A 26,206-nucleotide genomic window follows, 5' to 3' on the forward strand; every position below is an offset into this window, starting at 1 on the left:
TACTCTACTCTAGGAACTAGTGATATGCTTAGCCCATCATTTTTGGCCAGCCTATTGTTGTGGTATCGAGTTTTACTGGGACCACTTCAACCCCTATTTTCTCTGGCTTTTTGACAATAAAGGAGTCACTTGTGTCTGAGTTCCATTCTGAAATCAGCAACTTATCACCCACTCCAATTTGGCAGTTTTTTGATAAGATCTGTTCTATTCCTCACCCTTCCAAACATGAAGAGGCCCTAGCAAGCTACATAGTTGACTGGGCTACCCAACAAGACTTAAGTGTACGTCGCGATCCAACAGGCAATGTGATTATAAAAAAACCAGCCACAGCCGGTATGGAGCATAAGAAAGCCGTCGTCTTACAAGCACACATTGATATGGTGCCGCAAAAAAATGAAGACACGATCCACGACTTCACGACAGATCCTATTCAACCTTATATTGATGGCGAGTGGGTAACTGCTCAGGGAACAACTCTCGGCGCGGATAATGGCATGGGCATGGCTTCTTGCCTCGCCGTTTTGGCCTCAAATGACATCAAACATGGCCCGCTTGAGGTTCTACTCACTGTCGATGAAGAAGCAGGCATGTCTGGCGCATTTGGACTTGAAGCCGGCTGGTTAGAAGGAGAGATTCTTCTGAATACCGATTCCGAACAAGAAGGCGAAGTCTACATGGGCTGCGCTGGCGGCGTTGATGGCGAAATCACCTTCCCTATCGAGCGTGAAGCCAAACCAGAGCAATTCGAAACTCGTAAGCTGGTGATTAAAGGCCTGAAAGGTGGTCACTCTGGTGTTGATATCCACACCGGCCGCGCGAATGCCAACAAACTGATGGCTCGTTTTCTTGCTCAGCACGCGAAAGCGCTCGACCTTCGCCTTGTTGAATTCCGTGGTGGTACTTTGCGAAACGCGATCCCTCGAGAAGCTTTTGCCACCGTCGCGCTACCCGCAAAGAATCTTGAGCAGCTTAACAGTGTATTTGAAAGCTACACTGAACTGGTGAAAACTGAACTGGCGGCAATTGAAACCAACCTTGTGTCTTTTAATGAAGCAGTCGCCAGCCAAGAGCCTGTGTTTTCGTCGCCATCTCAGCAACGTTTTATCGCCGCACTCAACGCTTGTCCTAACGGCGTGATTCGTATGAGTGATGATATCGAAGGCGTGGTTGAAACGTCACTGAATGTCGGTGTTATCAGTACAGAAGAAAATGCCGTAAAAGTCTTATGTCTGGTTCGCTCTCTGATCGACTCTGGCCGTGACCAAGTAGAAGGCATTTTGAGTTCTGTTGCCGACTTAGCAGGCGCAAGCATTGCTTTCTCTGGTGCCTATCCAGGTTGGAAGCCAGACCCAGACTCCGAAATCATGCATATTTTCCGTGACATGTATGAAGGGATCTACGGTCATAAACCCAACATTATGGTGATCCACGCAGGCCTAGAGTGTGGGCTGTTTAAGAAACCTTATCCGAATATGGATATGGTCTCGTTTGGCCCAACCATTAAGTTCCCGCATTCACCTGATGAAAAAGTGGAGATCAGCAGCGTCGCTCTGTTTTGGGAACAAATGGTCGCCATCCTTGAAAACATTCCTGAGAAAGCCTAAACCTCAGTCAAAAAAGCCAGTAGTCATACTGGCTTTTTTTGTTTTTATCGATAAATAATTTTTGTCATTAAGAACAAAATTTATCGTTAGCCTCTCTTCCCTCATGCTGCTAGATTGCGCCAACTCTGGCACTTCAGACCACCGCTCATTCCCAGAAAAATCGAGCACAACCATCAGGATATCCTATCCTTGGATATCAAATACCCATACTTAATTTTGTGATTACAATGAAAAATAAGATGCTTGTTGGCTGGCGCGAAAACTTCAGCTTACCGACACTTGGGATTCAAAAAATCAAAGCCAAGATTGATACAGGTGCGAGAACCTCTTGCTTGCACGCGTTCAAAATTGAAACATTCGATAAAAACGGTCAATTGTGGGTGCGCTTTTGGATTCATCCCAGGCAACATGATATTGAGTTTGAAAAAGTATGTGAAGCCGAGGTGATCGATCAACGAAGTGTGCGTGATTCTGGCGGTCATGAAGAAATCCGTTACGTCATTAAAACCACACTAAAACTCGGGCCACAGGCGTGGGACGCTGAAATCACCCTGACTAACCGAGAGAATATGGCGTTTCGAATGCTACTAGGCCGAACCGCCATGCACGGTCGCATCATTGTTGACCCTATTGAATCGTATTTAATTCCCTTTGAGGAGCCCCAATCATGAAAATTGCTATTCTATCTCGCAACGCGAATCTTTATTCGACCAAACGTTTGATTGAAGCAAGTAAAAACCGAGGCCATGAGGTTAAAGTGGTCGACGCGTTGCGTTGTTATATGAATATCAATTCCGAAAAGCCAGAGATTCACTATAAAGGTGAACAATTGTCTGACTTTGATGCCGTCATTCCTCGTATTGGCGCTTCGGTAACTTTTTATGGTACAGCGGTGCTACGTCAATTTGAAATGATGGGCACCTACCCTGTGAATGAATCTGTGGCGATTACCCGCTCACGAGATAAGTTACGCTCAATGCAACTGTTATCTCGTAAAGGCATCGGCATGCCGATTACCGGTTTTGCCAGTAAGCCGGATGACGTCAAAGATCTACTGAACATGGTTGGTGGAGCCCCTGTCGTAATCAAACTGCTTGAAGGCACCCAAGGTATCGGTGTTGTTTTAGCCGAAACACGCAAAGCTGCTGAGAGCGTGATCGAAGCTTTTATGGGTTTAAAAGCAAACATCATGGTTCAAGAGTATATTAAAGAAGCCAATGGCGCGGATATTCGTTGCTTTGTTATTGGTGACCGTGTAATTGCAGCGATGAAGCGTCAAGGTGCTGAAGGGGAATTTCGCTCAAACTTGCACCGAGGCGGTTCGGCTTCCCTCGTTCGAATTACACCAGAGGAACGTCGCACTGCAGTCGCTGCGGCAAAAATCATGGGCCTAAATGTGGCGGGCGTTGACTTATTACGCTCCGCTCGCGGCCCTTTGGTGATGGAAGTGAACTCCTCACCTGGCCTTGAAGGTATCGAACTTGCCACCGGTAAAGATATTGCCGGTCTGATTGTGGAGTTTATTGAAAAGAATGCAGCCAGTAAAAACACCAAAACCCGCGGTAAGGGCTAAACCGAATCGCAGCTTTTCTTTCCTAGGAGAAGACGTGTTACCAGGAGAGCGTAAAGCGATTCAAATGGAAGCAGCGAAGCTCTATACCCACTCACCGCTGTCCATACCGATTGAAATTATTAATGGTGTCCATCAAGGGCCAGTGTTGATGGTCAATGCCGCCATTCACGGTGACGAGCTAAACGGTGTCGAGATTGTTCGCCAGTTAATCAATACCATTGACCCCAAAAAACTTAAAGGCACACTGATTGCTGTGCCTATTGTTAATGTCTTTGGGTTTATCCATAAATCACGCTACCTCCCAGATAGACGGGATCTCAACCGATGCTTTCCTGGCAGTGAAAATGGCTCCGTCGCTTCTCGTATGGCGCACACCTTTTTCTCGCAAGTGGCGTCAATGTGTGACTATATTATCGACTTACATACGGGCGCGATTCACCGTACTAACCTGCCACAGATTCGCGCCAATTTAAGCAATCCAGAAACATTACGAATTGCACAAGCCTTTGCAACGCCAGTAATCATCGACTCACCACTTCGTGAAGGTTCACTGCGCAGTGAGGCAGAAACACACAAAATTCCGGTTCTGACTTATGAAGCAGGAGAAGCTCTACGCTTTGAGCCTTTTTGTATCAATGCCGGGTTTATTGGCGTTAAACGAGTCATGCAAGCCATCGGTATGCTGAGACAAAGCCGCAAGAAGGTGCCAACCTCGGTGATTGCTAAGTCAACCTCATGGCTTCGCGCGGAAAGTGACGGAATTTTACGTACAATGGTGAACTTAGGTGACCGCGTGGTGAGAAACCAAGTGCTGGCTTACATTAGCTCGCCACTAGGTCACGGAGAGATCGCTTTAAAAGCTCGAAAAGGCGGGATTGTGATTGGCCAACAAACACTGCCCCTCGTCAATGAAGGCGACGCCGTGTTTCACCTCGCCTACTTCAAAGAAGACTATGAAGAGGTCGAGCAGATGGTTGGAGACTATATCGATGAAATCTCGGATATTGATGTTGAACCTTTAACCACCGGTCAAATAACAGCGCCATCCGCTTAAAACGAAAAAGCCCGCACAATGCGGGCTTTCAGTTATCGTGTGTTCATCAACCAAATGACGCCCAAATCACCGTAACCACCAGCAGAGGACAAACAAACTTCACGTAACTTGGCCACACTTTTCCAAACCAACCTAGTGAGAACTCCGCACAGCCTTGCTCTAACTCTTTAATCTTGGCTTGACGATTCCATACCCAACCGCCAAAAACACAAAACAGTAATGCCGCAGTTGGCTGTAAATATTGGGTTGCGACAGTCGCAACCAGACCAAATAGCTGAGCAAAATTAAAGATAATCGCAATGCTAAATAGCGCAATCAATCCTCCAAGCACCCAACTCGTCGTGCTTCGTTTGGTATCGAAACGTTCGCTCACTAATGCTACCGGGCATTCAAGCATCGAGATACTTGACGTCAACGCGGCAATCGTTAATAGCAAGAAGAAGATGACGGAAAACAGCTCTCCCCACCAGCCAAGACTGTCAAACATTAAGGGTAAAACGGTAAAGACGAGAGTATCAGAGCTGAGCAGCGAACCATCTTCGGCATAAATTTGCACGCCTTTTTGCATCGCAACAAACATTGCTGGCATCACAACAAGCCCAGCGATAAAGGCAACCGCCGTATCGACTAAAGTGACGTTCATCGCCATTTTAGGTAGATTCTCTTTTTTGCTGAGGTAAGAGCCATAAATCAGCATCGAGCACCCGCCAATCGTCAAAGAGAAAAAACCTTGGCCCATCGCGGCAAGAATTAACTTGCGGTCCCATATTTTCGAAAAATCAGGTAGTAAATAATGCTTTAGCCCTTCCATCGCGCCTTGCTGAGTAATGATATACACAAACAGCAGCGCGAACAGTACGAACAACGCAGGCATTAAGCGTGTTGACCATTTTTCGATGCCCTTTTTCACTCCGCCCTGAACGATCAAGATCGTAAATGCATAAAAAACAATCGCGCCAAATAAGTTTCGCTCAACACTAAACCCTTTAAACCATTCTGTGGCCTGCTCTAAACCGAGTAAGCTAGAGATAGCGCCGAGTAAAAAGCAAATCAGCCATCCACCGACAATACTGTAAAATGCTAACACGGCGCTCGGTACGCTAAGCCCAATCCAGCCGACTACACCACCCAGCTTTTTCGCTGCTGGGTTGCTGGTTAATGACTTCATGCTATCAACAGGATTAGCTTGGCCATAACGTCCAATCGCCATCTCCACGACCAGCATCGGGAATGCAACAATCAAAATCATAACCAGATAGACCAGCAAGAACGCGCCACCGCCATTGCTGGCAGCTTGGGTTGGGAATCCCCAAATATTACCAAGACCGACAGCTGCGCCCGCCGCCGCTAGAATAAAACCAAGGCGTGAGCCAAAGTGCTCACGGTTCGAATTTGTTTCAGATGCCATACAACTCACACGACAATAAACTAGTTAACTAGTACAATATTACACTATGTAACGTTTAAAACCCAATCAAAATATGGCAACTTGCGCAGAAACCAGTCATTTGTGTTCACGAATTGCTATTCAACTATCATTTTTATCTAGTAATTGCCGGTTAGATACAAAAAGAGCGCCCTAAAGCGCTCTTTCCTATCGTCATCCACACGACAAATTAAATCGTAAACACCGGATAACCTTTAAGCTCTGGGATTTTCTCATGCAGTGATTGCTCTTTATCCGCGATGTCATCAAGTGAGTCACAGAAGTCATCACCCTGCTGTTTCAATTCCTTGCCACGTTCCTGAATGCGTTTTTCGATGCGCGCTTTCAACTCCGCCATATTATCCGTCAATTCAGTGAGATTCAGACCGCCATCTTTTTGCATTTTTTCTGACATGGCAGAAAACGCGCTAGTGATAAACTCTTGATTGAAGATCTCTCGCGCATTCGCAAAATCCGCACTCCAATCGCGTTTCATTGTGCTGAAGGTATCGGCAGGCAGAATGAGGTCCCCGTCTTTGTAATAACGAGATTCGATATCTTGCCAAAAACTTTGCATTGATGCTTTGACGTTATCGAACGCATTTGGCGCGTCAATACTCTCAGCCACATCATCTATCAGATTATTGACGAACTCCAACCCATCATCTGCAAATTGTTTTACTTTCGGGACATACTCATTCAGCTCATCACGATAATCGCTAATCGCGGCACGCTGGTCGTTATCAAGTGGGATCGTCTCGCCATGGATGATCAGATTATCATGCGCGTCAACGATGGCGGTATCGCCATTTTTCTGGTGGATTTCTAACTGTTCACCCGTGAGGTGAACTTCATTTTTCAAATCCACTTTACATTGAGCAGCCCACGTTTGGCTACTGACCATAAGTAGAGCAGCAAAAACCGTCACTTTTTTCATCATTTCAAACCCCAAAAATAAGAGTTAGTGTTGTTCCTAGTTGTGCACACCTTAGCAAAGTTGAGACAAACTAAGTTAGCCTAGCGTCAATCTATTTGGTCTATTTCATAACAATATTGACGACCTTCAACGTCGTAAATCACTTCATCACCGACATTTCGGCCCTTCAATACGGCGCCAAGTGGTGATTGAATAGTGACTAACGTCACTTCGTCGTCACCAAAACGTATTTTCATTCCACCCGCACTCGGTGCAAAAAACACCCAGCGTCCAATACCAGATTCATCCAGCAGGCGAATCAGACAACCCACCATGACTTTCGTTGGGTTACGAACCTCTGACTGCGACTTAAATGCTTGAATATCTTGTTCACACTCTTGTAAGCGCTTCGCTTGTCCGTGGGCAAGGTAAGACGCTTCAAGCGCTAAGGTATCGTACTTATGCTCAGGCACAGTCTGTTCATTGGTCGCCGCATCAATCGCACTACGAACCGATTCGAGAGCGACTCGATGGTTGGCAGTGAGCATCTGTTGAATCTTATCAATAACCTCCGCTTTGCGGATCGCTTCGCTCATCATTGGGTATCAAAAAAGCTCAGTTGGCGACTATGTTCTTGAGGTTTTAGCATAACATTTAATCCAAGTAATCGAATTTCTCGTCCTTTTTGCCGTTTAAGTATCTCGCGCAATAAACTCTTAAAGTCTTCAAGCTCAAGCTGAGTATGACCGTGCTCAATGGTGGTAAGTTGAAAATCGGCAAACTTGACCTTAATCCCTTGTTTAATAATATCACGATCGCCATAAGCGCGTTGAAGGCGTGAAAAAAGCTCTGGATAAAGCTGCGTTTCAATCACCTGCCAACATTGCTCATAAGATTGAATATTTTGGCTAAACGTTCGCTCAACCCCCACCGATTTTCGCTCACGTTCCACTACCACTTGGCGTAAATCAATGCCATGACTGCGCTTCCACAGTGACTCACCTAAGCGGCCAAACCGGCGCAGTAACTCGATATAATCCGTGTTTTTAATATCTTCGCAGTAATAAAAACCGGCTTGGTGAAGCTTTTCAAGACTCACCTTGCCAACCCCTGGGATTTTTTCAAGCGGCAGTTTATCAACGACAGATTGCACTTGCTCAGGCGGGATCACACACAAACCATTCGGCTTATTAATATCAGAAGCGACTTTGGCTAAAAACTTAATCGGTGCGACACCAGCAGAAGCCGTCAGCTGTAACTCACGCCAAATATCTTGCCGTATCGCTTCAGCAATTAAGGTCGCTGAACCATGGTGTTGTTTGCAATCAGTAACATCAAGGTAAGCTTCATCTAAAGATAGCGGTTCTATTAAATGAGTGTAACGTGAAAAAATCTGTTGAATATGCGCGGATACGCTTTTATAGACTGACATTCTTCCGGGAATGACAACAAGGTTTGGACACAGCTGTAATGCTCGAGATGTCGGCATGGCACTGCGCACACCAAATTCGCGCGCTTTATAATTGCAGGTACTGATGACACCTCGCTGTTTTTCGCTACCACCAACCGCAAGCGCAACATCCCGATATTGGGGAAAGTCGCGCATCTCTACGGCCGCATAAAAACAGTCCATATCAATATGTATGAGTTTACGAATGACGTTTGAGTTCACGAGCACAGTTAAGCTGTATAAAAAAACAGTATAAACAATCCACACTCGAAGTGGTAGCTTTCGCTGCTATTATTCGCGTCAAGGTCGAAAATTCAGACAGACTCGCACAAAAAAGCTCGAACTGATGTTCGAGCTTTTCGTTATCGCATCTTAATGTTTAAGCGATACGATCTTTTTCCCATGCAGCAAGCTTTTCAGCCCTCGCCGCTTCACGAGCCTCTCGCTTCTTGCGAGCGTCACAGGGTTCAGGGCAATTACATACTTTTTCAATGCCTACCGCGCCAAGTCCACCACAGCTCCCTTTAACCACTTTTCGCTGAAAGATATAACCAACAGCCATCGCGGCGATCACTGCGACAAAAATGCCAAAGGTGATTAGAAATGTATTCATACGACACGCTCTTCTCTTGCTCTGTTACTTTTTAATATATGGCTTGTATGCTTCTGAGGCAATCTCTTGGAAGCCATCATCGGTTTTTACAATCATAAACACGGGGATATTGTGCTGATTAGCCACCTCAATACCTTTCACCTCACCGAGAACCATCAACCCTGTGGCTAAGCCATCTGCCGTCATGCATGATTTATCCAATACCGTCACTGACACGACTTTGTGACTGATTGGGTACCCTGTATCCGGGTCAATAATATGCGAGTAACGAATACCATCTCGCTCAAAGTAGTTACGGTAATCCCCAGAAGTCGCAATCGCCATGTCACCCGGCTCAATAATCTCTTGGATACTGCGCTCGTCAACGGATGGTTTTTCTATAGCGATACGCCAAGGCACACTTTCTTTGTTAATGCCTTTCAAGCGAATTTCCCCGCCAACTTCGACCATATAGTTATGAATACCTTGCGACTCAATGTAGTTGGCTACAACGTCAACGCCCCAGCCTTTCGCTATCGTTGACAAGTCCACATATAAGTGAGGCAAATCTTTAACTAATTTGTTCCCGTTAACGTGCAAGTGATTGATACCAATATTGGCTTTACGCTCTGCCAGTTCCTGCTCTGTGGGCACTACATCGCGACGAGCTTCAGGGCCAAACCCCCATAAATTGACTAACGGCCCAACCGTAACATCAAGTTTACCTAATGTCAGTTCGTTGAGGCGAATCGCTTCTTTGACAACCGTTGCGGTTTGCTCGGAGACATCAAATGCTTCCGTACCTTGATATTGATTAAAACGGCTGAGTTCTGAGTCTTCTCGGTAGGTCGACATTTGATCGTTCACTTGTTCAAGTAACCGGTCAATGCCTTGATGTAAGTCTTTCGAAGAAGGTGTACCTTCAGCAGTGAGATATTTTACGTTGTAGGTTGTACCCATGGTAGGGCCGCTGAGATGGACTTGTTCTGGAGCTTTTTCACAGCCCATGAGAATAAGCACAGAAGCAATTGCAACAAGCCATTTTTTCACTTGTTTGACTCCGATTAAAATTGAAACATGTATAGCGATAGCCATTCTTTCGGGCAAATCGCTATCGCTATCGCTATACAGGCTAAAAAAATATGGCTGGCCCAATGAGCCAGCCATGGTTTTTATCACTTTGCTGAATTAACCACCAAAGTCATCCAGTAGAATGTTTTCATCTTCTACACCGAGATCTTTTAGCATGCCGATAACCGCTGCGTTCATCATCGGTGGACCACACATGTAGTACTCACAATCTTCAGGCGCTTCATGGTCCTTGAGATAGTTTTCATACAATACATTGTGGATAAAGCCTGTGTAGCCATCCCAATTATCTTCCGGTAGCGGATCAGAAAGAGCACAGAACCATTGGAAGTTATCGTTCTCATTTTGAAGCATATCGAAATCTTCCACATAGAACATTTCACGCTTAGAACGAGCACCATACCAGAAAGACATCTTACGTTTTGACTTCAAGCGCTTAAGCTGGTCGAAGATATGAGAACGCATTGGCGCCATACCTGCACCACCACCAATGAAGACCATTTCGGCATCGGTATCTTTGGCGAAGAACTCACCAAATGGGCCAGAAATAGTACATTTATCACCTGGTTTCAAAGACCAAATGTACGATGACATTTGACCTGGCGGTACATCTGGATTGTTTGGCGGCGGCGTAGCGATACGCACGTTAAGCATGATGATGCCAAACTCTTCAGGGTAGTTCGCCATTGAATACGCACGGATGATATCTTCATCGACTTTAGACTCATAACGGAACAAGTTGAACTTATCCCAGTCTTCACGGAATTTTTCCGGAACGTCGTAATCGGCATATTTAATATGGTGAGCTGGCGCTTCAATCTGAATGTAACCACCCGCACGGAACGGTACTGATTCACCATCAGGAATTTGTAGCTTAAGCTCTTTAATGAAGGTTGCTTTGTTATCGTTCGAGATAACTTCACATTCCCACTTCTTAACACCGAAGATCTCTTCTGGCAATTCGATTTCCATGTCCGTTTTCATGGCAACTTGACATGAAAGACGTTCACCTTCTCGAGCTTCACCTTTTGTAATGTGGTCAAGCTCGGTAGGTAGAATGTCACCACCACCAGATTTAATTTTCACGCGGCATTGGCCACAAGAGCCACCACCACCACAAGCAGACGATACGAAAACACCTGCGCCCGCGAGAGCACCTAGAAGCTTACCGCCTGGTTGAGTCACGATCGCTTTATCAGGATCGCCATTGATAGATATTGTAATGTCACCTGTTGGAACTAGTTTAGATTTAGCGAATAGAATCACTAAAACTAACACTAGAACAATCAGAGTAAACATCACTACACCAAGAATAATGTCCATTGACTATTCCTTTATTGTTGCGGTTTACCCGACTTACAGTTGAACACCAGAGAAAGACATAAAGCCTAACGCCATTAAACCTGCAGTGATAAAGGTAATACCTAAACCACGAAGACCAGGAGGCACATCAGAGTACTTCATTTTCTCACGGATACCTGCAAGCGCTACAATCGCCAGCATCCACCCGATACCAGAACCGAAGCCGTAAACGATCGATTCTCCGAAGTTGTAATCACGTTGTACCATGAAAGATACACCGCCGAAGATCGCACAGTTTACGGTGATCAAAGGTAGGAAGATACCTAGAGCGTTGTACAGAGGTGGGAAGAAACGGTCTAAGATCATCTCTAGAATCTGTACGAGTGCCGCAATAACACCGATAAAGGTAATAAAGTTCAGGAAGCTTAAATCAACTTCTGGGCTAATAGCACCTGGTTTAAGAATCAGGTTGTAGACCAAGTTGTTGACTGGCACAGCAATAGTCAATACCACTGTAACCGCAATACCCAAACCAAATGAGGTTTTAACTTTCTTAGAAACCGCTAGGAATGTACACATACCTAGGAAGAAAGCGAGCGCCATGTTTTCGATAAAAATCGATCTGACGAGCAGACTAATATAATGTTCCATGACCGTTATTACTCCTTCGCTTCTACTTGTTCAGGCTTAATGGTACGGATAACCCAAATCAAGAAGCCAATTAGGAAGAACGCAGAAGGCGCCAATAGCATCAAGCCGTTAGGTTGGTACCAACCACCGTCTTTAACTAGAGGTAGAATCTCCATACCGAAAATTTTGCCAGAACCAAACAGCTCACGGAAAAAACCAACCGTAATCAAAACGAAACCATAACCTAAGCCATTGCCAATCCCGTCAATCAGAGACGGTACTGGTGATGATTTCATCGCAAACGCTTCAGCACGACCCATTACAATACAGTTAGTAATGATCAAGCCAACGAATACTGATAACTGCTTTGAAATTTCGTACAAGTAAGCTTTCAGTACCTGGTCTACCACGATAACCAGTGACGCGATAATCGCCATCTGAACGATGATACGTACGCTGCTTGGAATGTGGTTACGGATAGTGGAAACAAAGAAGTTAGACAATGCAGTAACAAAAGTTACCGCTAGGGTCATAACGAATGCTGTCTCTAATTTTGTTGTTACTGCAAGCGCAGAACATACACCAAGAACCTGTAGCGCGATTGGGTTGTTATCCAATACTGGCGCTAAAATGCTCTTTTTCACATTTTGTGCACTAGACATTAGTTCAGACCTCCGTCACGAACTTGAGCTAGGAATGGGCCGTAGCCAAGGTCGCCTAACCAAAAATCAAATTGGTGCTGTACGCCGTTACTTGTCAGTGTGGCACCAGAAAGTGCATCTACACCGTGCTCTGAGCCTGCCGGAGCGCCACCTTTAACCACTTTGATTGCGGGTTGATTGTTTTCGTCAAACAGCTTTTTGCCCTCAAATTGAGCGCGCCATTTCGGATTCTCAACTTCACCACCAAGTCCCGGAGTTTCACCTTGCTCGTAGTAAATGATGCCATCCACTGTGTTGCCGTCGGTTTCAACAGCGACAAATGCATACATCATAGACCACAAACCATTACCATGGATTGGTAGAATTAAACGCTCGACGTCATCGCCTTGCTTCACAAGGTAAACCAAACCGTAGTTCGCACGGTGAATGATTTTCGCCGGGTCATTTTCTGGATCTAAGCGAGTAGACTGGCTTGGATTGTTGGCTGCTTTACGCTGATCGTAATCAGACGCGGCAACGCCATCCGCCGTTTCATCGACCAATTTGCCTGTTGAGAAATCAACAAGCTTAGGTTCAATGTATTGATCATACAATTCTGGGATAGAATCTTGCGTCATATCGACACCAGACACTTGCAGAATTTTTGATTGCTTATCCAGCGCTGCGTTAGTGACTTGCTTACTACGCAGACCGACCGCCGCTGTTGACACGATAATTGAGCACACAAGGCTCAAAGCGATAACAACAAACAGCGTCTTTTTAATGCTATCGTTATTACTTGCCATAGCGTGATAGTCTCCGTTTGATGTTCTTCTCAACGACAATGTGGTCGAACAATGGTGCAAATAGGTTCGAGAATAGAATCGCCAGCATCATCCCTTCTGGGTAAGCCGGGTTCACGACACGAATCATGACACACATGCCGCCGATCAAAATGCCGTACCACCATTTACCACTATTGGTAAATGAAGCCGATACAGGATCAGTTGCCATAAAGAACATACCAAATGCGAAGCCACCTAGAACTAGGTGCCAGTGCCAAGGCATATTAAACATTGGGTTAGTATCAGAACCGATGAGATTAAACAGGGTTGATACTGCAATCATACCGATCATTACACCAGCAATAATGCGCCAAGACGCAATGCCCATGTAAACAATCAGTGCGGCGCCAATAAGTAACGCTAACGTTGAAACTTCACCAATCGAGCCAGGAATGTTACCAATAAAGGCATCCATCCAAGAAATTGGCGAACCTGTTACTGTGTTAACTAATGCGCCGTTACCACCTTGAGCCCATTGGCTCAATGCCGTTGCACCCGAGAAACCATCCGCTGCTGTCCAAACAACATCGCCAGAGATTTGAGCTGGGTAAGCAAAGAATAGGAAAGCACGACCCGCTAGTGCAGGGTTAAGGAAGTTACGTCCCGTACCACCAAAAATTTCTTTCGCAACTACAACACCAAACGTAATACCTAAAGCGGCTTGCCAAAGCGGCAATGTTGGTGGAACGATCAACGCAAAAAGAATGGAAGTGACAAAGAAACCTTCGTTAACTTCGTGCTTGCGCACCATACAGAACAGCACTTCCCAAAAACCACCAACGATGAATACCGTTGCGTAGATAGGTAAGAAGTAAGTCGCGCCCAGTAACATTTTACTGCCCCAACCCGCATCTGCGGAAATCGTCCCGCCGATGGCTTCAGTTAGCCAGTAATGCCAGTTACCCTCGATAACAGAGGTCAGCTCCGTGCCCGAGTACATATGTACGAGTGCTGCAATTGCTTGGCCGCCGGAGTTGTACATCCCCCAGAACATCGCAGGGAAGACCGCGAACCAAACCATAATCATGATACGTTTTAAATCAACGCTATCACGTACGTGTGAGCTTTTTTTCGTCACTAGACCCGGCGTGTATAAAACGGTCGCAACGGCTTCATACAATGCAAACCATTTTTCATGTTTGCCGCCTGGCTCAAAATGATGCTCGACATCTTCAAGAAACTTCTTAAGGCCCATGAAATTACCCTTCCTTCTCGATGGTATCCAAGCACTCACGTAGCAATGAGCCATATTCGTATTTGCCTGGACATACAAAGGTACATAGTGCTACATCATCTTCGTCTAGCTCTAGAACACCTAAACGTTGTGCGCTGTCTGAATCGCCAGCACATAGATCACGAAGCAGCAATGTTGGCTCGATATCAAGAGGCATAACGCGTTCATAGTTACCAATTGGCACCATAGAACGATCACTACCATTGGTAGAGGTTGTCATGTTAAACAACTGCCCTTTGAACAAGTGACCTAAGAATGCGCGAGTAACAGAGAATCTGTTTTTACCAGGCATCGCCCAGCCAAGCAGTTCTTTATCACGACCTTCACGCAACACAGACACTTGTTGATGATAACGACCAAGGTAGGCATGAGGACCCGTCGCATGAGTTCCGGTCAAAACAGAGCCAGAAATCACACGGACTTCACCTTGCATAAGCTCGTTGTCCGTCAACTCATCAAGGCTCGCACCAATCGTGGTACGTACGAGACGCGGATTGTTCACAACAGGGCCAGCAAGAGAAACGACGCGGTCAGTATAAAGCTCACCTGTCGTGAACAACTTACCGAAAGCAATAACGTCTTGATAGTTAATGCTCCAGGCAACATTGTCCATGTTTACCGGATAGAGAAAGTGCATGTGCGTACCCGCAAGACCTGCTGGGTGAGGGCCATTAAATACATGCTCTTCTACATTTGATTGGCTTGAGCGTGGCAGGCTGGAGCCTGATTTACAAACGTAAACCTTGCCACTGGTTAAAGCAGAAAGAATATCTAAACCCGCAATGAAAGCATCGGCTTGCTCATTGATCACCACTTCCGGGTTTGCCGCCAGAGGATTGGTGTCAATCGCCGTTACGAAGATTGCTTGAGTTGTAGAATCGATTGCTGGAACCTTGCTGAACGGTCGAGTACGTAAAGCGGTCCAAAGGCCAGATTCAATTAGCTGAGTTTTCACTACTTCGCGGTCAAGACCGGCTAGTTGATTAGCTTCAAACTTATCAAAAGTTACCTGTTCGTCGCCGTTCACTTCAATCACTACAGATTGGAGTACACGCTTCGCACCACGGTTAACTTCGATCACTTTACCATTCGCTGGCGAAGTAAACTTCACTCCTGGGTTCTTTTTATCTTCAAAAAGAATTTGAGCTTTTTTTACTTCGTCTCCTACGCGAACATGCATCGTAGGACGCATGCCAACGTACTCTTCGCCAAGCAAGGCGACTTTTTTGATGGTTTTACCATCATTAATCACCTGGGAAGGAGTTCCTGCGATAGGAAGATCCAATCCCTTCTTTATTGTAATCATACGCACTTGCACTACTTTATCGGGAAAAAGATTTTTTAATTGCGTAACTTTAAGACACGACATGAGTGTCCGGTTTTGCTGTTGTTTAAAAACACCAAAATCGCAACATCCTAGTAAAAACCTCGTCACTAAATTTTAGCGAGATTTATCAGGTGCGATAGTGTAGCATTTTTTCGGAAGTTGATGCCATGACCATTATACGGAATAGTGGTTATATTTCGGAAGTTACGTGTTTAAAAGGTTAAGAAAACACCATATTTTTGAGCTAACGCACAAAGATAATCTACCTGAAAGCACTCTGTTTCAAGCAACAATTTGCCTACAAAATACCAAAACTGTCATTCAGTGACGCAGTGATTTGTTTATAGGCTGTTAAAACATTTGGGTGATTACTGATCCGTTTTACTGCCACCCATACACATTGGACTATCTGGCGCTTGTTGATTTTCGCTCATCCATTCTTGTGGTGTATAAGTGTGCATTGAAAGCGCATGAATTTGCCCAGCTAACTCTTGAGCTAAAGTCTGGTTCACAGAGCGATGTCTTGCAAGTAAGCGTTTTCCATCAAAGTTCTCAGAGACAATGATCACTTTAAAATGACTCTCTGAGCCGGCTGGTACATTGTGCATGTAACTCTCATTGATCACCTCAAGATGCTGAGGTTCAAATGCAGCAAGAAGCTTTTGCTCTATAATCGGCTGAAGCATGCGAAATCATCCCATAGATATTATTTATCACGACAGCTCAGTCTAACGTGCTACCGAGATAATCGAAAGGTTTTGGTTTGCACTTCTCTAACCTTTTGCGACAATAGCGTGAGTTCCTTAACTAACAAGTCTTTCCAAAAATGCAAACTGAGCTTACGCTAAACGAGCGTCATTTATATCTGCACCGCTACCCAACCCGCCAAAATGAAACGCTTCAAGCTTGGGATGCGGGCGATGAATACTTAATCAACCACATCGAGCAACTCGGCTTACCCTCTGCTCAGAATATCGTTATCATCAATGACAGCTTTGGCGCGCTTTCGTGCTATTTATCCAAGCATCACAATGTGACTATGGTAAGCGATTCGTTTATCGCTCATCAAGGTGCGAAAGCAAATCTAAGCCGTAACCATTGCGTACCTATCACGCATTTAAATACCCTCAATGAGCTACCGTCAGATACCGACTTAGTCTTACTTAAAATCCCCAAAAGCAATCGCCATCTCAGCTGGATTTTAGACAAAATTCGTAACACTTTACCGGCAAATTGCAGGGTAGTTTCAGTCAATAAAGTACGAGAAATACACACTTCGACCTTAAAACTGTTTGAAAAGCATTTGGGAACCACAACCACTTCACTTGCATGGAAAAAACATCGCTTAGTATTTTCACAGTTAGATGCGTCGCCCCAGCCACTCTCTCCCTTTGTCGAATGGTCAGTCGATGGAGAGAACTATTCCTTAAAAAACTTGCCCAATGTCTATTCCGGAGAAAGCTTGGATCTTGGTGCACGGTTTTTATTGCCCTATTTACCGAAAGACGAACGTTTTAAACGGATTATCGATCTGGGCTGTGGCAACGGTGTCCTTTCTGTGAAACTCGGTCAACTCAATCCTAACGCTGAAATTATCGGTGTCGATGAGAGTTATATGGCGGTTGAATCCGCAACGCTGAATGTGAAAGCGGCTTTGGGACCCGAGTTCCAATTTGAAGCCAAGGTCAATAATTGCCTTGATGATTTTGCGCCACAGAGTGCAGACTTAATTGTCTGTAATCCCCCGTTTCATCAACAATTAGCCGTGACTGATCATATTGCTTGGCAAATGTTCTGTGATGCTAAGCAAGTTCTACGCGCAAAAGGTAAGTTATTGGTTATCGGTAACCGTCACCTCGGATACGATAACAAGCTTGCAAGGCTGTTTGGTAAAGCTCAGCTACGTCAAATCGCAGTCAATAAGAAATTTGTTATTTTACAAGCGACTAAATAATTCACTATTATCTGCTAAAACAGATACCACTCATCTCGAACAAGAGAAAGTAGAAAGGAACCATTAGCATGAGAAAATTCGTTCTGGCAGCCTCTATTGCTTTATTAACAGCATGTTCTGCCCCACAACAAGAACAGTTGAATTTGACACTTCAGCCGCAACTGAGCATGAACACCATAACTCAAGGCAAAGCCTTCTCTCTAACCAGTAAAGATGTTCGAGCTGCGCAATATGTCGCCCTTGTTGACAGTGGACGTTCTAACATTGAACCTCTGCATGCTAAGCAAAATGTACGCATTGCCTTAGAGAATGCCCTGTTGGAACAGTTTGAATCTCAAGGTTTCAAAAATACGGTAAATAGCGAAAACAATGTCGAGTTAGAAATCCAAGAAGCTTTGGTTTCCGTTAAGCATTCCGTACTAGAAAACCAAATGGATGCCAACTTGGTGCTCGAAGTGACCGCAGAAACACCAAAAGGTAAGCTGGTTAAGACGTATACCGGCACCGCAAGTCGCAACGGAATGATGAGTGCATCTAACGAAGAAATTCAAAGCGTGCTCAATGATGTGATGAACCTAGTGCTTGAAGAAATCGCCAATGATAATGAACTGCAAAACTACATGAAGGAACGTTTCTGATGTGGAAATCACTGGTTCTTGCCCTGACTTTGGTCAGTAGCTCCGTATTTGCAGGCCCCAAAGTAACGTTTGAGACCAATCTTGGCCCATTCACGGTTGAGTTGAACCAAGAAAAAGCGCCTATCAGTGTGGCTAACTTTATGAAATACGTGAATGACGGCAGTTATGTTGGCAGTCAATTTCACCGCGTGATTCCTAATTTCATGGCACAAGGTGGTGGTTTTGACCAAGAAATGAATCGTCTACCGACTTACGCGCCCATCACCAATGAAGCGACTAATGGCTTAAGCAATAAAACCGCTACCATCGCGATGGCGCGCACCAACGACCCTAACTCGGCGACTCGTCAGTTTTATATCAACCTTGTCGATAATAACTTTCTTGACTACAAACAGCGTCCGCCAGGTTACGCAGTATTTGGTGAAGTAACCCAAGGGTTTAATGTCATTCAGAATATGGCTAAAAAACCAACGACTGCGAAGCGAGGCATGCGAGATGTGCCAGTCGAACCGATTATCATCACTGCGGTTAGCGTAGAAAAATAAAACTTATGGGCTCTACTTTGTAGAGCCTTATTCATCTTAAGGACCATGCATGTCATCTAATCCTTCTCATCTATCGTGGGCCGAGACCTTCCGTAGTTACCTCGATCGCCGCCTACTATGGGTTTTGATGCTTGGTTGCTCAAGTGGCTTTCCTTGGGTATTAATTGGCTCAAATATGTCGGGTTGGCTAACCGACGCAGGGCTCAGCCGTACTGCAATTGGCTATTTTGGTAGCGTATTTGCCGTTTATAGTATTAATTTTCTCTGGGCTCCTTTGGTTGACCGAGTAAAACTGCCCTTTCTGCATTCATTACTGGGCCAGCGACGCAGTTGGATCTTCTTCTGCCAAGCCATCATCTTAGCCTGCACATTAGTGATCGCAGGGATAGACCCACGTCATGACTTGATGTTTGCGTCTATGGTGGCTCTTGGAATCGCCACCGCTTCGGCAACTCAAGATATCGCCATCGATGCCTTTAGGATTGATACCTTTCCTCGTTCTCAATCGGAAAAACTGCCACAGGCGTCTGCCATGGCTGTTATCGGATGGTGGACGGGGTACTCCCTTCCGGGTTATTTAGCGTTTATCAATGCCGACCAAATTGGCTGGAATGGAGTTTACTATGGCATGGCATTTGTCGTCGGGTTGCTAATGGTGTTTACCCTACTGGTAGGTGAACCTATCACTTTGCGAGATCAATTGCAGTCAGAAGCGGAAAAACGCCATACGAATGTTGTAGGCAACCGAGTCATCTCTTGGCTAACCGTGACGCTATTCGAACCCTTCATTGATTTCTTTCGACGTAACGGTACACGCGTCGCCCTGACTCTATTGCTCTTCGTATTTCTGTTTAAGATTGGGGAAGCTTTCCTTGGCCGAATGTCGATCACTTTCTATAAAGAGATCGGTTTTACCAACGAACAAATCGGTAACTACTCAAAACTTATGGGCTGGGGGGTCACCATGCTATTTACCTTTATTGGCAGCATGGTTAACGTACGATTTGGCATCGTTAAAGGGCTAATGATTGGTGGCACTGCGATGGCGGCCAGCAATTTAATGTTCTCATGGATTGCAAATGTTGGTCCCAATGAACACCTATTTGTGGCCACCATTTTTGTCGATAACTTCACGACCGCTTTCTCGACCGTGGCGTTTGTCTCGTTTCTAACGGTGCTGACTGGTCAAGCTTTTTCCGCCACTCAATATGCGCTGCTAGCCTCTCTGGGGAACTTTAGCCGCACCGTACTGGCTTCATTTAGCGGAGAGTTAGCCGATTTACTCAATAACTGGTCACTGTTCTTTGTCATCACTGCACTGATGGTAGTACCGAGTTTGCTGATGCTGTATTCCCTTCGTCACTACTTCAATCGGTTACTGGATAAAGCACATCGAGAGAATCAATCAACTTGACGATAAAAGGGCGACTCATCGGAGTCGCCCTTTTATCGTGAGAATTATTTACGGATACAGCCCTTTACCAAACATATTAAAGATTCTGGCAACACCTTGAGTAAATAACATGGGTTCAGTCAGAACACTCAAACATAAGCAATCTTCATCTTGGGATGTGGTTGGACTGTGTTTGACTGACGCATCTTTCAACAAAAAATCGCCCGCACGGTAGTGACCATCTTCGTCACTAAACCCGCCATGCAGTACCAGAGTCGATTCATAGCCTTTGTGCGTATGCTGGGGAACCGAAACGCCTGGCGCCATGTACATCAGGTTCACTCGCGCTTCTTCTTCCAAATCAATCACCGCACTGAACACTTTGCCGCCATAGTTGCGCCAATCACCGATTCTATCTCTAAACGGATACAAGGCTTTTGGCAACGTGAAACGTCGACTATTGACCGTCACTTGATGTGGTTTACTCGGCACGAGAAGCTCTTCCCTACTCTTCTGAGGTAGAGTAAGGATCTGAGACAGCATATCTTCAGACGGTAAGTCGTCCGACGGCTCCATCGCTTGGTGTTCAAGCTTTGCGCCGAGTTGCCGCTCAAAACGGACAACCTGTTGGTGGCACTCGGGGCAAGACTCTAAGTGCACCGCAAGAGCAAGACCTTGGGTTGCATCTACATCACCTTGCGCATATTGCTGAAGTAATAATTTGTCAGGATGGAACCTCATGGCCTATCGCCCTCCATACTTAACCGAAGCTTTTCAACCGCTAAACGCAGCCTAGATTTGACTGTACCAAGAGGAATATCAAACATGTCCGCCACCTGCTGGTGAGGAATCTCCTCTATGTATACAGCCTGAACGACTTTGCGCTGTGGCTCCGGTAATAAATCTAAAAACTTTAAAACTTGCTGCTTGAGTCGGTCTTGTTCCGGCGAGTAATGCTCGACCATATCAGGGGGCGTAAAATCACTCGGCCAAATATCGTCAGCAAGCACGTGTGGTTCACGTCCTTTTTGTTTACGCATCATGTCAAAACACAGGTTGCGAGCAATCGTGTAAATCCAAGTCGACAGCGCACTTTTCTTGCCGTCGAACAGAGCGGCTTTTTGCCAAACCATCGCCAATGTGTCCTGAACCACTTCAATCGCAACTTGCTCATTGCCGATATGCTTGAAAGCAAATTGCTTCAAACGCGGCGAGAAGTGATTAAAAATCAGACCAAAAGCGTGTTTATCCTGTTGTTTTACTTGTTCCATGCACAAACGCCAGTCTTCCCGACTAAACCCTTGTGGATCTTTATTTAACATTGCAGCACCCTTTGCCCCTTGGCGATAACCCTGCACTCGTAAATTGTACGTACAAAGTTCAGAACTCGATCATTGTGAGTATAGCTATTTTTCGACCTCAATCGCCTGATCCAAGAAATCCAACGCCTGCGAACAGTCTGGCTGCAACGTTAAGTGATCAAACTGTCGCCTTTTCAGCGGTAACAATTCTAACCAGCGCTGTGCAACCCAACTCTCGTTATCAAAAAAGCACTGGTCATAAAGCTGTCCTAACTCGGGAATCTGCTGGTAAATGGACTGTAGTTGACGACTCAATGTTTGATGATCCGGGTTGAGGTCGCGGTCAGGCCACGCAGACAACCATTCCACTCTCGCGATACGCAATCCGTCAGGTTCAAAGCGCACTTGCTGAATTAAAAACCGCTTAAGTCCTACGACGGTAATCCCCAGCAAACCATCATCGAGCGCCTCAAAATCAACAATACGTACTAAAGTACCAGTGGCTGACAGCGAGCCGGATGATGAATCAGGCTCAGATTCAAACAGGCAAATACCGAACGTATTGTCCCCTTTACTCGCCTCCGTGACTAACCGCTGATATCTCGGTTCAAAGATTCTTAGTCGCATCTTTCCTTCAGGCAAAATCACCGCGCCTAGCGGAAACAACATAATGTCAGACATTGGGCACTCCTCACACTCTTTGACACGTTAATACGTATTCCGGTCATATAGCGATCAATTACTCAATGTGTTGATTATTTGATAAACATAAAAATAAGAACAACCGCTTGCGCAATCGATTTCGGTATCAAAATTAATGCAAAAACATGAAACAAGACCGTCGCAGTACAACCTTTGTTTAATAGTGAGACACTCGTCACTTATTAAAGTCATGTTTACATACATTTAGGCTTCAATTTGAGATTGAAATCGCTATTATTCGCAGGATAACAACTCGGCAACAAGAAACGAGTGCAGCAAGAACGGTGATTCCACTTTCACTTTTACAAACATAGAGAACTCCTTATGCGTAAATCACTTTTAACTCTAAGCATGCTAGCAGCAATGTCAGCGCCAGCTATGGCCGCTGATTACTCTGATGGCGACATCCACAAAAATGACTACAAGTGGCTACAATTTAACCTAATGGGTGCTTTTAACGAGCTACCAGGTTTCCCTGACGGTTCTGATCACGATTACCTAGAGATGGAATTTGGCGGTCGCTCTGGCCTGTTTGACCTCTACGGTTATGTCGATGTATTCAACCTAACGAACGATCCAGGCAGTGACAAAGACGGGCAAAGCAAACTGTTTATGAAATTTGCGCCTCGTATGTCTTTAGATGCATTGACTGGTAAAGATCTGTCTTTCGGCCCAGTCAAAGAGCTTTACATTGCTTCTTTGATTGAATGGAGCGGTGGTGCTAGTGGTCAAGACACTAACAACCAAAAAATTGGTCTAGGTTCTGATGTTGAAGTGCCATGGTTAGGTAAAATTGGTCTAAACCTTTACTCTACCTATTCAGGTAACGATCGCGACTGGAACGGCTATCACCTAGCAACTAACTGGTTTAAACCACTGCACTTCTTTGAAAACGGCTCATTTATTTCTTACCAAGGTTATATTGACTGGCAATTTGGTATGAAGTCTGAGTACGCAGGCCATGCCACAGGTGGTACAATGTTTAATGGTCTATATTGGCACTCAGATCGCTACGCGGTCGGTTACGGTCTAAAAGGCTTTAAAAACATCTACGGTATTAAAGATGGCTCTGGTGTCGATTCTACCGGCTTCGGTCACTACATCTCTGTGACTTACAAGTTCTAAGCTTTGTTAATGCTTGTAAAAAAATGGCGCCCTTGGGCGCCATTTTTATTTGCTTTCTGGTTATGAATTATTATCCTTGCCTGCATTAGTTGGCATCGAGAACAGTCTGTGAATATTGTCGTGGTTGGCCCTGGTTCTATCGGCACCTTATGGGCATACAAATTAAAACAAGCCGGGCACAAGGTGAGTATTCAGAGTCGTGTTGATGGCGATACATTAAGTCTGACGCTAAATGACCAGCGACCTGTGACTTTGCCGAATAACCACTTAAGACAGGTTGCTGATGCCGACCTTATCTTAGTCACGCTTAAAGCCTGGCAGGTCTCATCGGCACTGAATCAAATCAGGAGTCACATCGCACCAGAGGCGATGATTCTGCTGCTTCACAATGGCATGGGGACGGCAGAATCTGTCAGTCAGGTCTTTTCCAGTAACCCTATGTTACTGGGCACGACGACACATGGGGCGTTTCAACCGCAAAAACACCACTCACAACATGTTGGTGTCGGCCAAACGCTGATTGGCGCACATAACCACCAAGCATTGCAATGTGGGTTTATCGCTGACGTATTAAACCATGCGCTGCCCGAGTGTATTTGGCAAAACAATATTCAAAGCGCATTATGGAATAAATTGGCGATAAATTGTGCCATTAACCCACTCACCGCGCTGCATAACATTCGAAATGGCGCGCTAAGTAAAATGCAATACCAAGAGACGCTTGACCAGGTTGTATTCGAAGTCAGTCAAGTCATGGCATGTGAAGGGTTTGCAGTTGCTCAACACGCGCTTCGCCAACAGGTCGATAGTGTTATTGAGAAAACCGCAGAAAATTATTCCTCAATGCAGCAAGATATTTTTTATCAAAGACCGACAGAAATCGATTTTATTAGCGGGTATTTACTCAATTGCGCGCGTAAACATAGCATTGAGACACCAGCAAACCAAAAGCTCTACACTGCCATCAAACAGATTGAAAACATCGGGAGTTGCTCATGAGTAAACACGTCCTCGTTCTTATCGCTCAAGGAACGGAAGAAATGGAAGCCATTACGATTATCGATATGATGGTACGCGCAGGATATCAAGTCACAACAGCCAGTGCTGATTTTGAAGGAAGACTGGCACTAAAAGCCTCCCGTGGTGTTACGCTAACCGCAGATTGTGCCTTAGTCGATATTGCCGATAATCAATTTGACGCCATCATTCTTCCCGGCGGCGCAGAAGGGGCACAAACGTTTAGTGACAGTACGCTGCTTGTCGAAATGGTTCGCCAACAGATGTTCGAAGGTAAACTCGTCGCGGCCATATGTGCTGCTCCCGCCTTGGTATTGCAACGCCATCAACTCTACCCGAACGCCTTGATGACAGGCCACCCAAACTTTCGTCAGCATATTCCCGAAGCGCGTTGGCGTGACAAGCGAGTAACCATTGATATCAACCATAATCTCATCACCAGCCAAGGTCCGGGAACTGCACTGGAGTTTGCGATGGAAATTATTATTCATTTTTCAGGAAAAGCTCATGCGTGGACGGTCGCAGAGCCAATGGTTACTCTACCGACCCTTCACTACCATAAGATGGGTCAGCAAGAATGCTAGAAACAGTCAGTATTAGAGCGCAATTTCCAGCACTAGCGCAGACAGTTAATCATCAACCACTGATTTATCTAGATAGTGCTGCGACGACTCAAAAACCCGATGTCGTTATCGATGCGATAGCTGACTACTATCGCCAGCAAAACGCAAACGTACACCGCGGTAGTCACAGCTTAACCGCCAATGCGACAACCCAGTTTGAGCATGCACGAGACATCGTTCGTCAATTTATTGGAGCCCAAGCGATAGAAGAGATCATTTGGACTCGCGGTGCAACCGAGGCAATTAACCTAGTTGCGCAGACCTATGCTCGTAATCACTTATCCATGGGTGACGAAATTTTAGTGGGAGAGATGGAGCATCACGCCAATATTGTTCCTTGGCAGATTGTCGCGCAGCAAACTGGGGCAAAAGTGGTTAAAGTGCCGATGACGGACAATTGCCAACTCGATATGGATGTTTTTCAATCTCTGCTAAACCACAAAACAAAGATTGTCGCGCTGGCACACATCACCAATGTGACGGGCACGCGACAACCAATAGAACAGTGTATTGAACTGGCGCATCGGTTTGGTGCTATGGTACTGATCGATGGCGCTCAAGGTATTGTGCATGAAGCTGTGAACGTCGTTGAGCTCAATGCCGATTTTTATGTTTTCTCTGGTCATAAGCTTTATGCGCCTGCAGGTATTGGCGTTCTGTATGGCAAGCGAGACATACTTGAAGCGATGCCACCTTGGCACGGGGGAGGGAAAATGGTCGAAAAAGTCAGCTTTGAACATACCTCTTTTTCTGCACTTCCCGGAAAATTCGAAGCAGGCACGCCGAATGTGGCAGGAGCCATTGCTCTTGGCAAAGCCATTGAATGGTATCAAGGCTTTAAGCTCGCCGATATTGAACAGCACATCGCTCAGTTGCAACACATGGCTTACACACAACTTAGCTTAATCGATGATATCGACATCATCGGCTACCAACCGGGCTCATCACTTTTAAGTTTTGTTATTCAAGGTGTTCATCATCAAGACTTGGCGACTTTACTTGATCAGCAAGGGATCGCCGTTCGCTCTGGCCATCACTGCGCACATCCCTTTATGGATGCGCTTAACATCACAGGTACGGTACGAGTTTCGTTTGGTATTTATAATACGGAACAAGATGTGACACGCTTGGTTGCTGCCGTTCACAAGGCGTGTGATTTGCTATAGCTACGGCTGACGGTCCATAAAAAGAAAAGCCTCCCGATATAGAGAGGCTTACTTAAAAT

28 protein-coding genes are annotated in these 26,206 nt (G+C 45.4%); 12 read left to right on the forward strand and 16 right to left on the reverse strand.

The genetic code is table 11. From position 1 onward, the window contains the following. Positions 1–131: 131 nt before the first annotated feature. From M1D72_RS18205 to M1D72_RS18220, 4 genes are all read left to right on the forward strand, one after another. Entirely contained in the window at positions 132–1,604 is a 1,473-nt protein-coding gene (locus M1D72_RS18205; RefSeq protein WP_456296105.1) for an aminoacyl-histidine dipeptidase, read from the forward strand. A gap of 227 nt (positions 1,605–1,831) precedes the next feature. Then, positions 1,832–2,275 carry an ATP-dependent zinc protease family protein gene (locus tag M1D72_RS18210; protein WP_390188907.1) on the forward strand — a complete coding sequence of 148 codons (444 nt, stop codon included), beginning with the start codon at positions 1,832–1,834 and terminating at the stop codon, positions 2,273–2,275. Beyond that, complete coding sequence (gene rimK, locus M1D72_RS18215) at positions 2,272–3,177, forward strand: 30S ribosomal protein S6--L-glutamate ligase (protein ID WP_456296106.1); 906 nt, start codon at positions 2,272–2,274, stop codon at positions 3,175–3,177. The genes M1D72_RS18210 and rimK overlap by 4 nt, the downstream gene beginning before the upstream one ends. Beyond that, on the forward strand, positions 3,137–4,231 hold the full coding sequence (locus tag M1D72_RS18220) for a succinylglutamate desuccinylase/aspartoacylase family protein (RefSeq protein WP_456296107.1): 1,095 nt from the start codon (positions 3,137–3,139) through the stop codon (positions 4,229–4,231). Before rimK ends, M1D72_RS18220 begins: the two co-directional genes overlap by 41 nt. A 46-nt stretch (positions 4,232–4,277) precedes the next feature. On the opposite strand, the gene M1D72_RS18225 is transcribed toward M1D72_RS18220, so the two are convergent. The 13 genes from M1D72_RS18225 to bolA all read right to left on the reverse strand — a co-directional run bounded on the left by M1D72_RS18225 (position 4,278) and on the right by bolA (position 16,369). Next, positions 4,278–5,639 (reverse strand): sodium-dependent transporter, encoded by a 1,362-nt coding sequence (locus M1D72_RS18225; RefSeq protein ID WP_456296108.1) that lies wholly within the window; start codon positions 5,637–5,639, stop codon positions 4,278–4,280. A 208-nt stretch (positions 5,640–5,847) separates the two neighbouring features. Beyond that, on the reverse strand, positions 5,848–6,594 hold the full coding sequence (locus M1D72_RS18230; RefSeq protein WP_456297428.1) for a YggN family protein: 747 nt from the start codon (positions 6,592–6,594) through the stop codon (positions 5,848–5,850). 86 nt (positions 6,595–6,680) lie between these two features. Further along, positions 6,681–7,172 (reverse strand): transcription elongation factor, encoded by a 492-nt coding sequence (locus M1D72_RS18235; protein ID WP_456296109.1) that lies wholly within the window; start codon positions 7,170–7,172, stop codon positions 6,681–6,683. Continuing rightward, the gene (gene dinB, locus M1D72_RS18240; protein ID WP_456296110.1) at positions 7,169–8,206 is read right to left on the reverse strand and encodes a DNA polymerase IV; all 1,038 of its coding nucleotides are present in this window, start codon (positions 8,204–8,206) and stop codon (positions 7,169–7,171) included. Before dinB ends, M1D72_RS18235 begins: the two co-directional genes overlap by 4 nt. A 196-nt stretch (positions 8,207–8,402) precedes the next feature. Then, entirely contained in the window at positions 8,403–8,636 is a 234-nt protein-coding gene (gene nqrM / locus M1D72_RS18245) for a (Na+)-NQR maturation NqrM (protein WP_390188902.1), read from the reverse strand. Positions 8,637–8,660: 24 nt separating this feature from the next. Beyond that, positions 8,661–9,665, reverse strand: coding sequence for an FAD:protein FMN transferase (locus tag M1D72_RS18250; RefSeq protein WP_456296111.1), 1,005 nt, complete (start codon positions 9,663–9,665; stop codon positions 8,661–8,663). A gap of 138 nt (positions 9,666–9,803) precedes the next feature. Continuing rightward, on the reverse strand, positions 9,804–11,027 hold the full coding sequence (nqrF, locus tag M1D72_RS18255) for an NADH:ubiquinone reductase (Na(+)-transporting) subunit F (RefSeq protein ID WP_390188900.1): 1,224 nt from the start codon (positions 11,025–11,027) through the stop codon (positions 9,804–9,806). 33 nt (positions 11,028–11,060) lie between these two features. After that, complete coding sequence (gene nqrE, locus M1D72_RS18260; protein ID WP_390188899.1) at positions 11,061–11,657, reverse strand: NADH:ubiquinone reductase (Na(+)-transporting) subunit E; 597 nt, start codon at positions 11,655–11,657, stop codon at positions 11,061–11,063. An 8-nt stretch (positions 11,658–11,665) separates the two neighbouring features. Then, positions 11,666–12,298 carry an NADH:ubiquinone reductase (Na(+)-transporting) subunit D gene (locus M1D72_RS18265; protein WP_390188898.1) on the reverse strand — a complete coding sequence of 211 codons (633 nt, stop codon included), beginning with the start codon at positions 12,296–12,298 and terminating at the stop codon, positions 11,666–11,668. Continuing rightward, the gene (locus tag M1D72_RS18270; RefSeq protein WP_456296112.1) at positions 12,298–13,083 is read right to left on the reverse strand and encodes a Na(+)-translocating NADH-quinone reductase subunit C; all 786 of its coding nucleotides are present in this window, start codon (positions 13,081–13,083) and stop codon (positions 12,298–12,300) included. The genes M1D72_RS18265 and M1D72_RS18270 overlap by 1 nt, the downstream gene beginning before the upstream one ends. Further along, a complete protein-coding gene (locus M1D72_RS18275) occupies positions 13,073–14,317 on the reverse strand; it encodes an NADH:ubiquinone reductase (Na(+)-transporting) subunit B (protein WP_390188896.1) in 1,245 nt (414 codons plus the stop codon). The genes M1D72_RS18270 and M1D72_RS18275 overlap by 11 nt, the downstream gene beginning before the upstream one ends. 4 nt (positions 14,318–14,321) lie before the next feature. Then, positions 14,322–15,662 carry a Na(+)-translocating NADH-quinone reductase subunit A gene (locus M1D72_RS18280; protein ID WP_390188895.1) on the reverse strand — a complete coding sequence of 447 codons (1,341 nt, stop codon included), beginning with the start codon at positions 15,660–15,662 and terminating at the stop codon, positions 14,322–14,324. 389 nt (positions 15,663–16,051) lie between these two features. Then, positions 16,052–16,369: a transcriptional regulator BolA gene (gene bolA / locus M1D72_RS18285; RefSeq protein ID WP_456296113.1), complete on the reverse strand. Its 318-nt coding sequence runs from the start codon at positions 16,367–16,369 to the stop codon at positions 16,052–16,054. Positions 16,370–16,509: 140 nt separating this feature from the next. Here bolA and M1D72_RS18290 point away from each other — a divergent pair, with 140 nt between their 5' ends. The 4 genes from M1D72_RS18290 (at position 16,510) to M1D72_RS18305 (ending at position 20,234) form a co-directional block, all read left to right on the forward strand. After that, on the forward strand, positions 16,510–17,637 hold the full coding sequence (locus M1D72_RS18290) for a methyltransferase (RefSeq protein WP_456296114.1): 1,128 nt from the start codon (positions 16,510–16,512) through the stop codon (positions 17,635–17,637). 68 nt (positions 17,638–17,705) lie between these two features. Further along, entirely contained in the window at positions 17,706–18,275 is a 570-nt protein-coding gene (locus tag M1D72_RS18295) for a YajG family lipoprotein (protein WP_390188892.1), read from the forward strand. Beyond that, the gene (locus M1D72_RS18300; RefSeq protein WP_456296115.1) at positions 18,275–18,820 is read left to right on the forward strand and encodes a peptidylprolyl isomerase; all 546 of its coding nucleotides are present in this window, start codon (positions 18,275–18,277) and stop codon (positions 18,818–18,820) included. The genes M1D72_RS18295 and M1D72_RS18300 overlap by 1 nt, the downstream gene beginning before the upstream one ends. A 49-nt stretch (positions 18,821–18,869) precedes the next feature. Further along, on the forward strand, positions 18,870–20,234 hold the full coding sequence (locus M1D72_RS18305) for an AmpG family muropeptide MFS transporter (protein WP_456296116.1): 1,365 nt from the start codon (positions 18,870–18,872) through the stop codon (positions 20,232–20,234). A gap of 48 nt (positions 20,235–20,282) precedes the next feature. Here M1D72_RS18305 and M1D72_RS18310 read toward each other — a convergent pair whose 3' ends face one another. The 3 genes from M1D72_RS18310 to M1D72_RS18320 form a co-directional block, all read right to left on the reverse strand. Continuing rightward, the gene (locus M1D72_RS18310; protein ID WP_456296117.1) at positions 20,283–20,954 is read right to left on the reverse strand and encodes a ChrR family anti-sigma-E factor; all 672 of its coding nucleotides are present in this window, start codon (positions 20,952–20,954) and stop codon (positions 20,283–20,285) included. Beyond that, positions 20,951–21,535: a sigma-70 family RNA polymerase sigma factor gene (locus tag M1D72_RS18315; RefSeq protein WP_456296118.1), complete on the reverse strand. Its 585-nt coding sequence runs from the start codon at positions 21,533–21,535 to the stop codon at positions 20,951–20,953. The genes M1D72_RS18310 and M1D72_RS18315 overlap by 4 nt, the downstream gene beginning before the upstream one ends. Positions 21,536–21,619: 84 nt before the next feature. Continuing rightward, complete coding sequence (locus tag M1D72_RS18320) at positions 21,620–22,195, reverse strand: LON peptidase substrate-binding domain-containing protein (protein ID WP_456296119.1); 576 nt, start codon at positions 22,193–22,195, stop codon at positions 21,620–21,622. Between the two features lie 345 nt (positions 22,196–22,540). Here M1D72_RS18320 and M1D72_RS18325 point away from each other — a divergent pair, with 345 nt between their 5' ends. From M1D72_RS18325 to csdA, 4 genes are all read left to right on the forward strand, one after another. Then, positions 22,541–23,341, forward strand: a complete 801-nt coding sequence (locus M1D72_RS18325) for a nucleoside-specific channel-forming Tsx family protein (RefSeq protein ID WP_456296120.1) — start codon at positions 22,541–22,543, stop codon at positions 23,339–23,341. Between the two features lie 108 nt (positions 23,342–23,449). Beyond that, positions 23,450–24,340 (forward strand): 2-dehydropantoate 2-reductase, encoded by an 891-nt coding sequence (gene panE / locus M1D72_RS18330; protein ID WP_456296121.1) that lies wholly within the window; start codon positions 23,450–23,452, stop codon positions 24,338–24,340. Further along, complete coding sequence (locus M1D72_RS18335; RefSeq protein ID WP_456296122.1) at positions 24,337–24,942, forward strand: DJ-1 family glyoxalase III; 606 nt, start codon at positions 24,337–24,339, stop codon at positions 24,940–24,942. The genes panE and M1D72_RS18335 overlap by 4 nt, the downstream gene beginning before the upstream one ends. Beyond that, positions 24,936–26,147, forward strand: a complete 1,212-nt coding sequence (gene csdA, locus M1D72_RS18340) for a cysteine desulfurase CsdA (protein ID WP_456296123.1) — start codon at positions 24,936–24,938, stop codon at positions 26,145–26,147. Before M1D72_RS18335 ends, csdA begins: the two co-directional genes overlap by 7 nt. Positions 26,148–26,206: the final 59 nt, after the last annotated feature.

It is taken from the genome of Vibrio sp. AK197, from assembly GCF_053903115.1.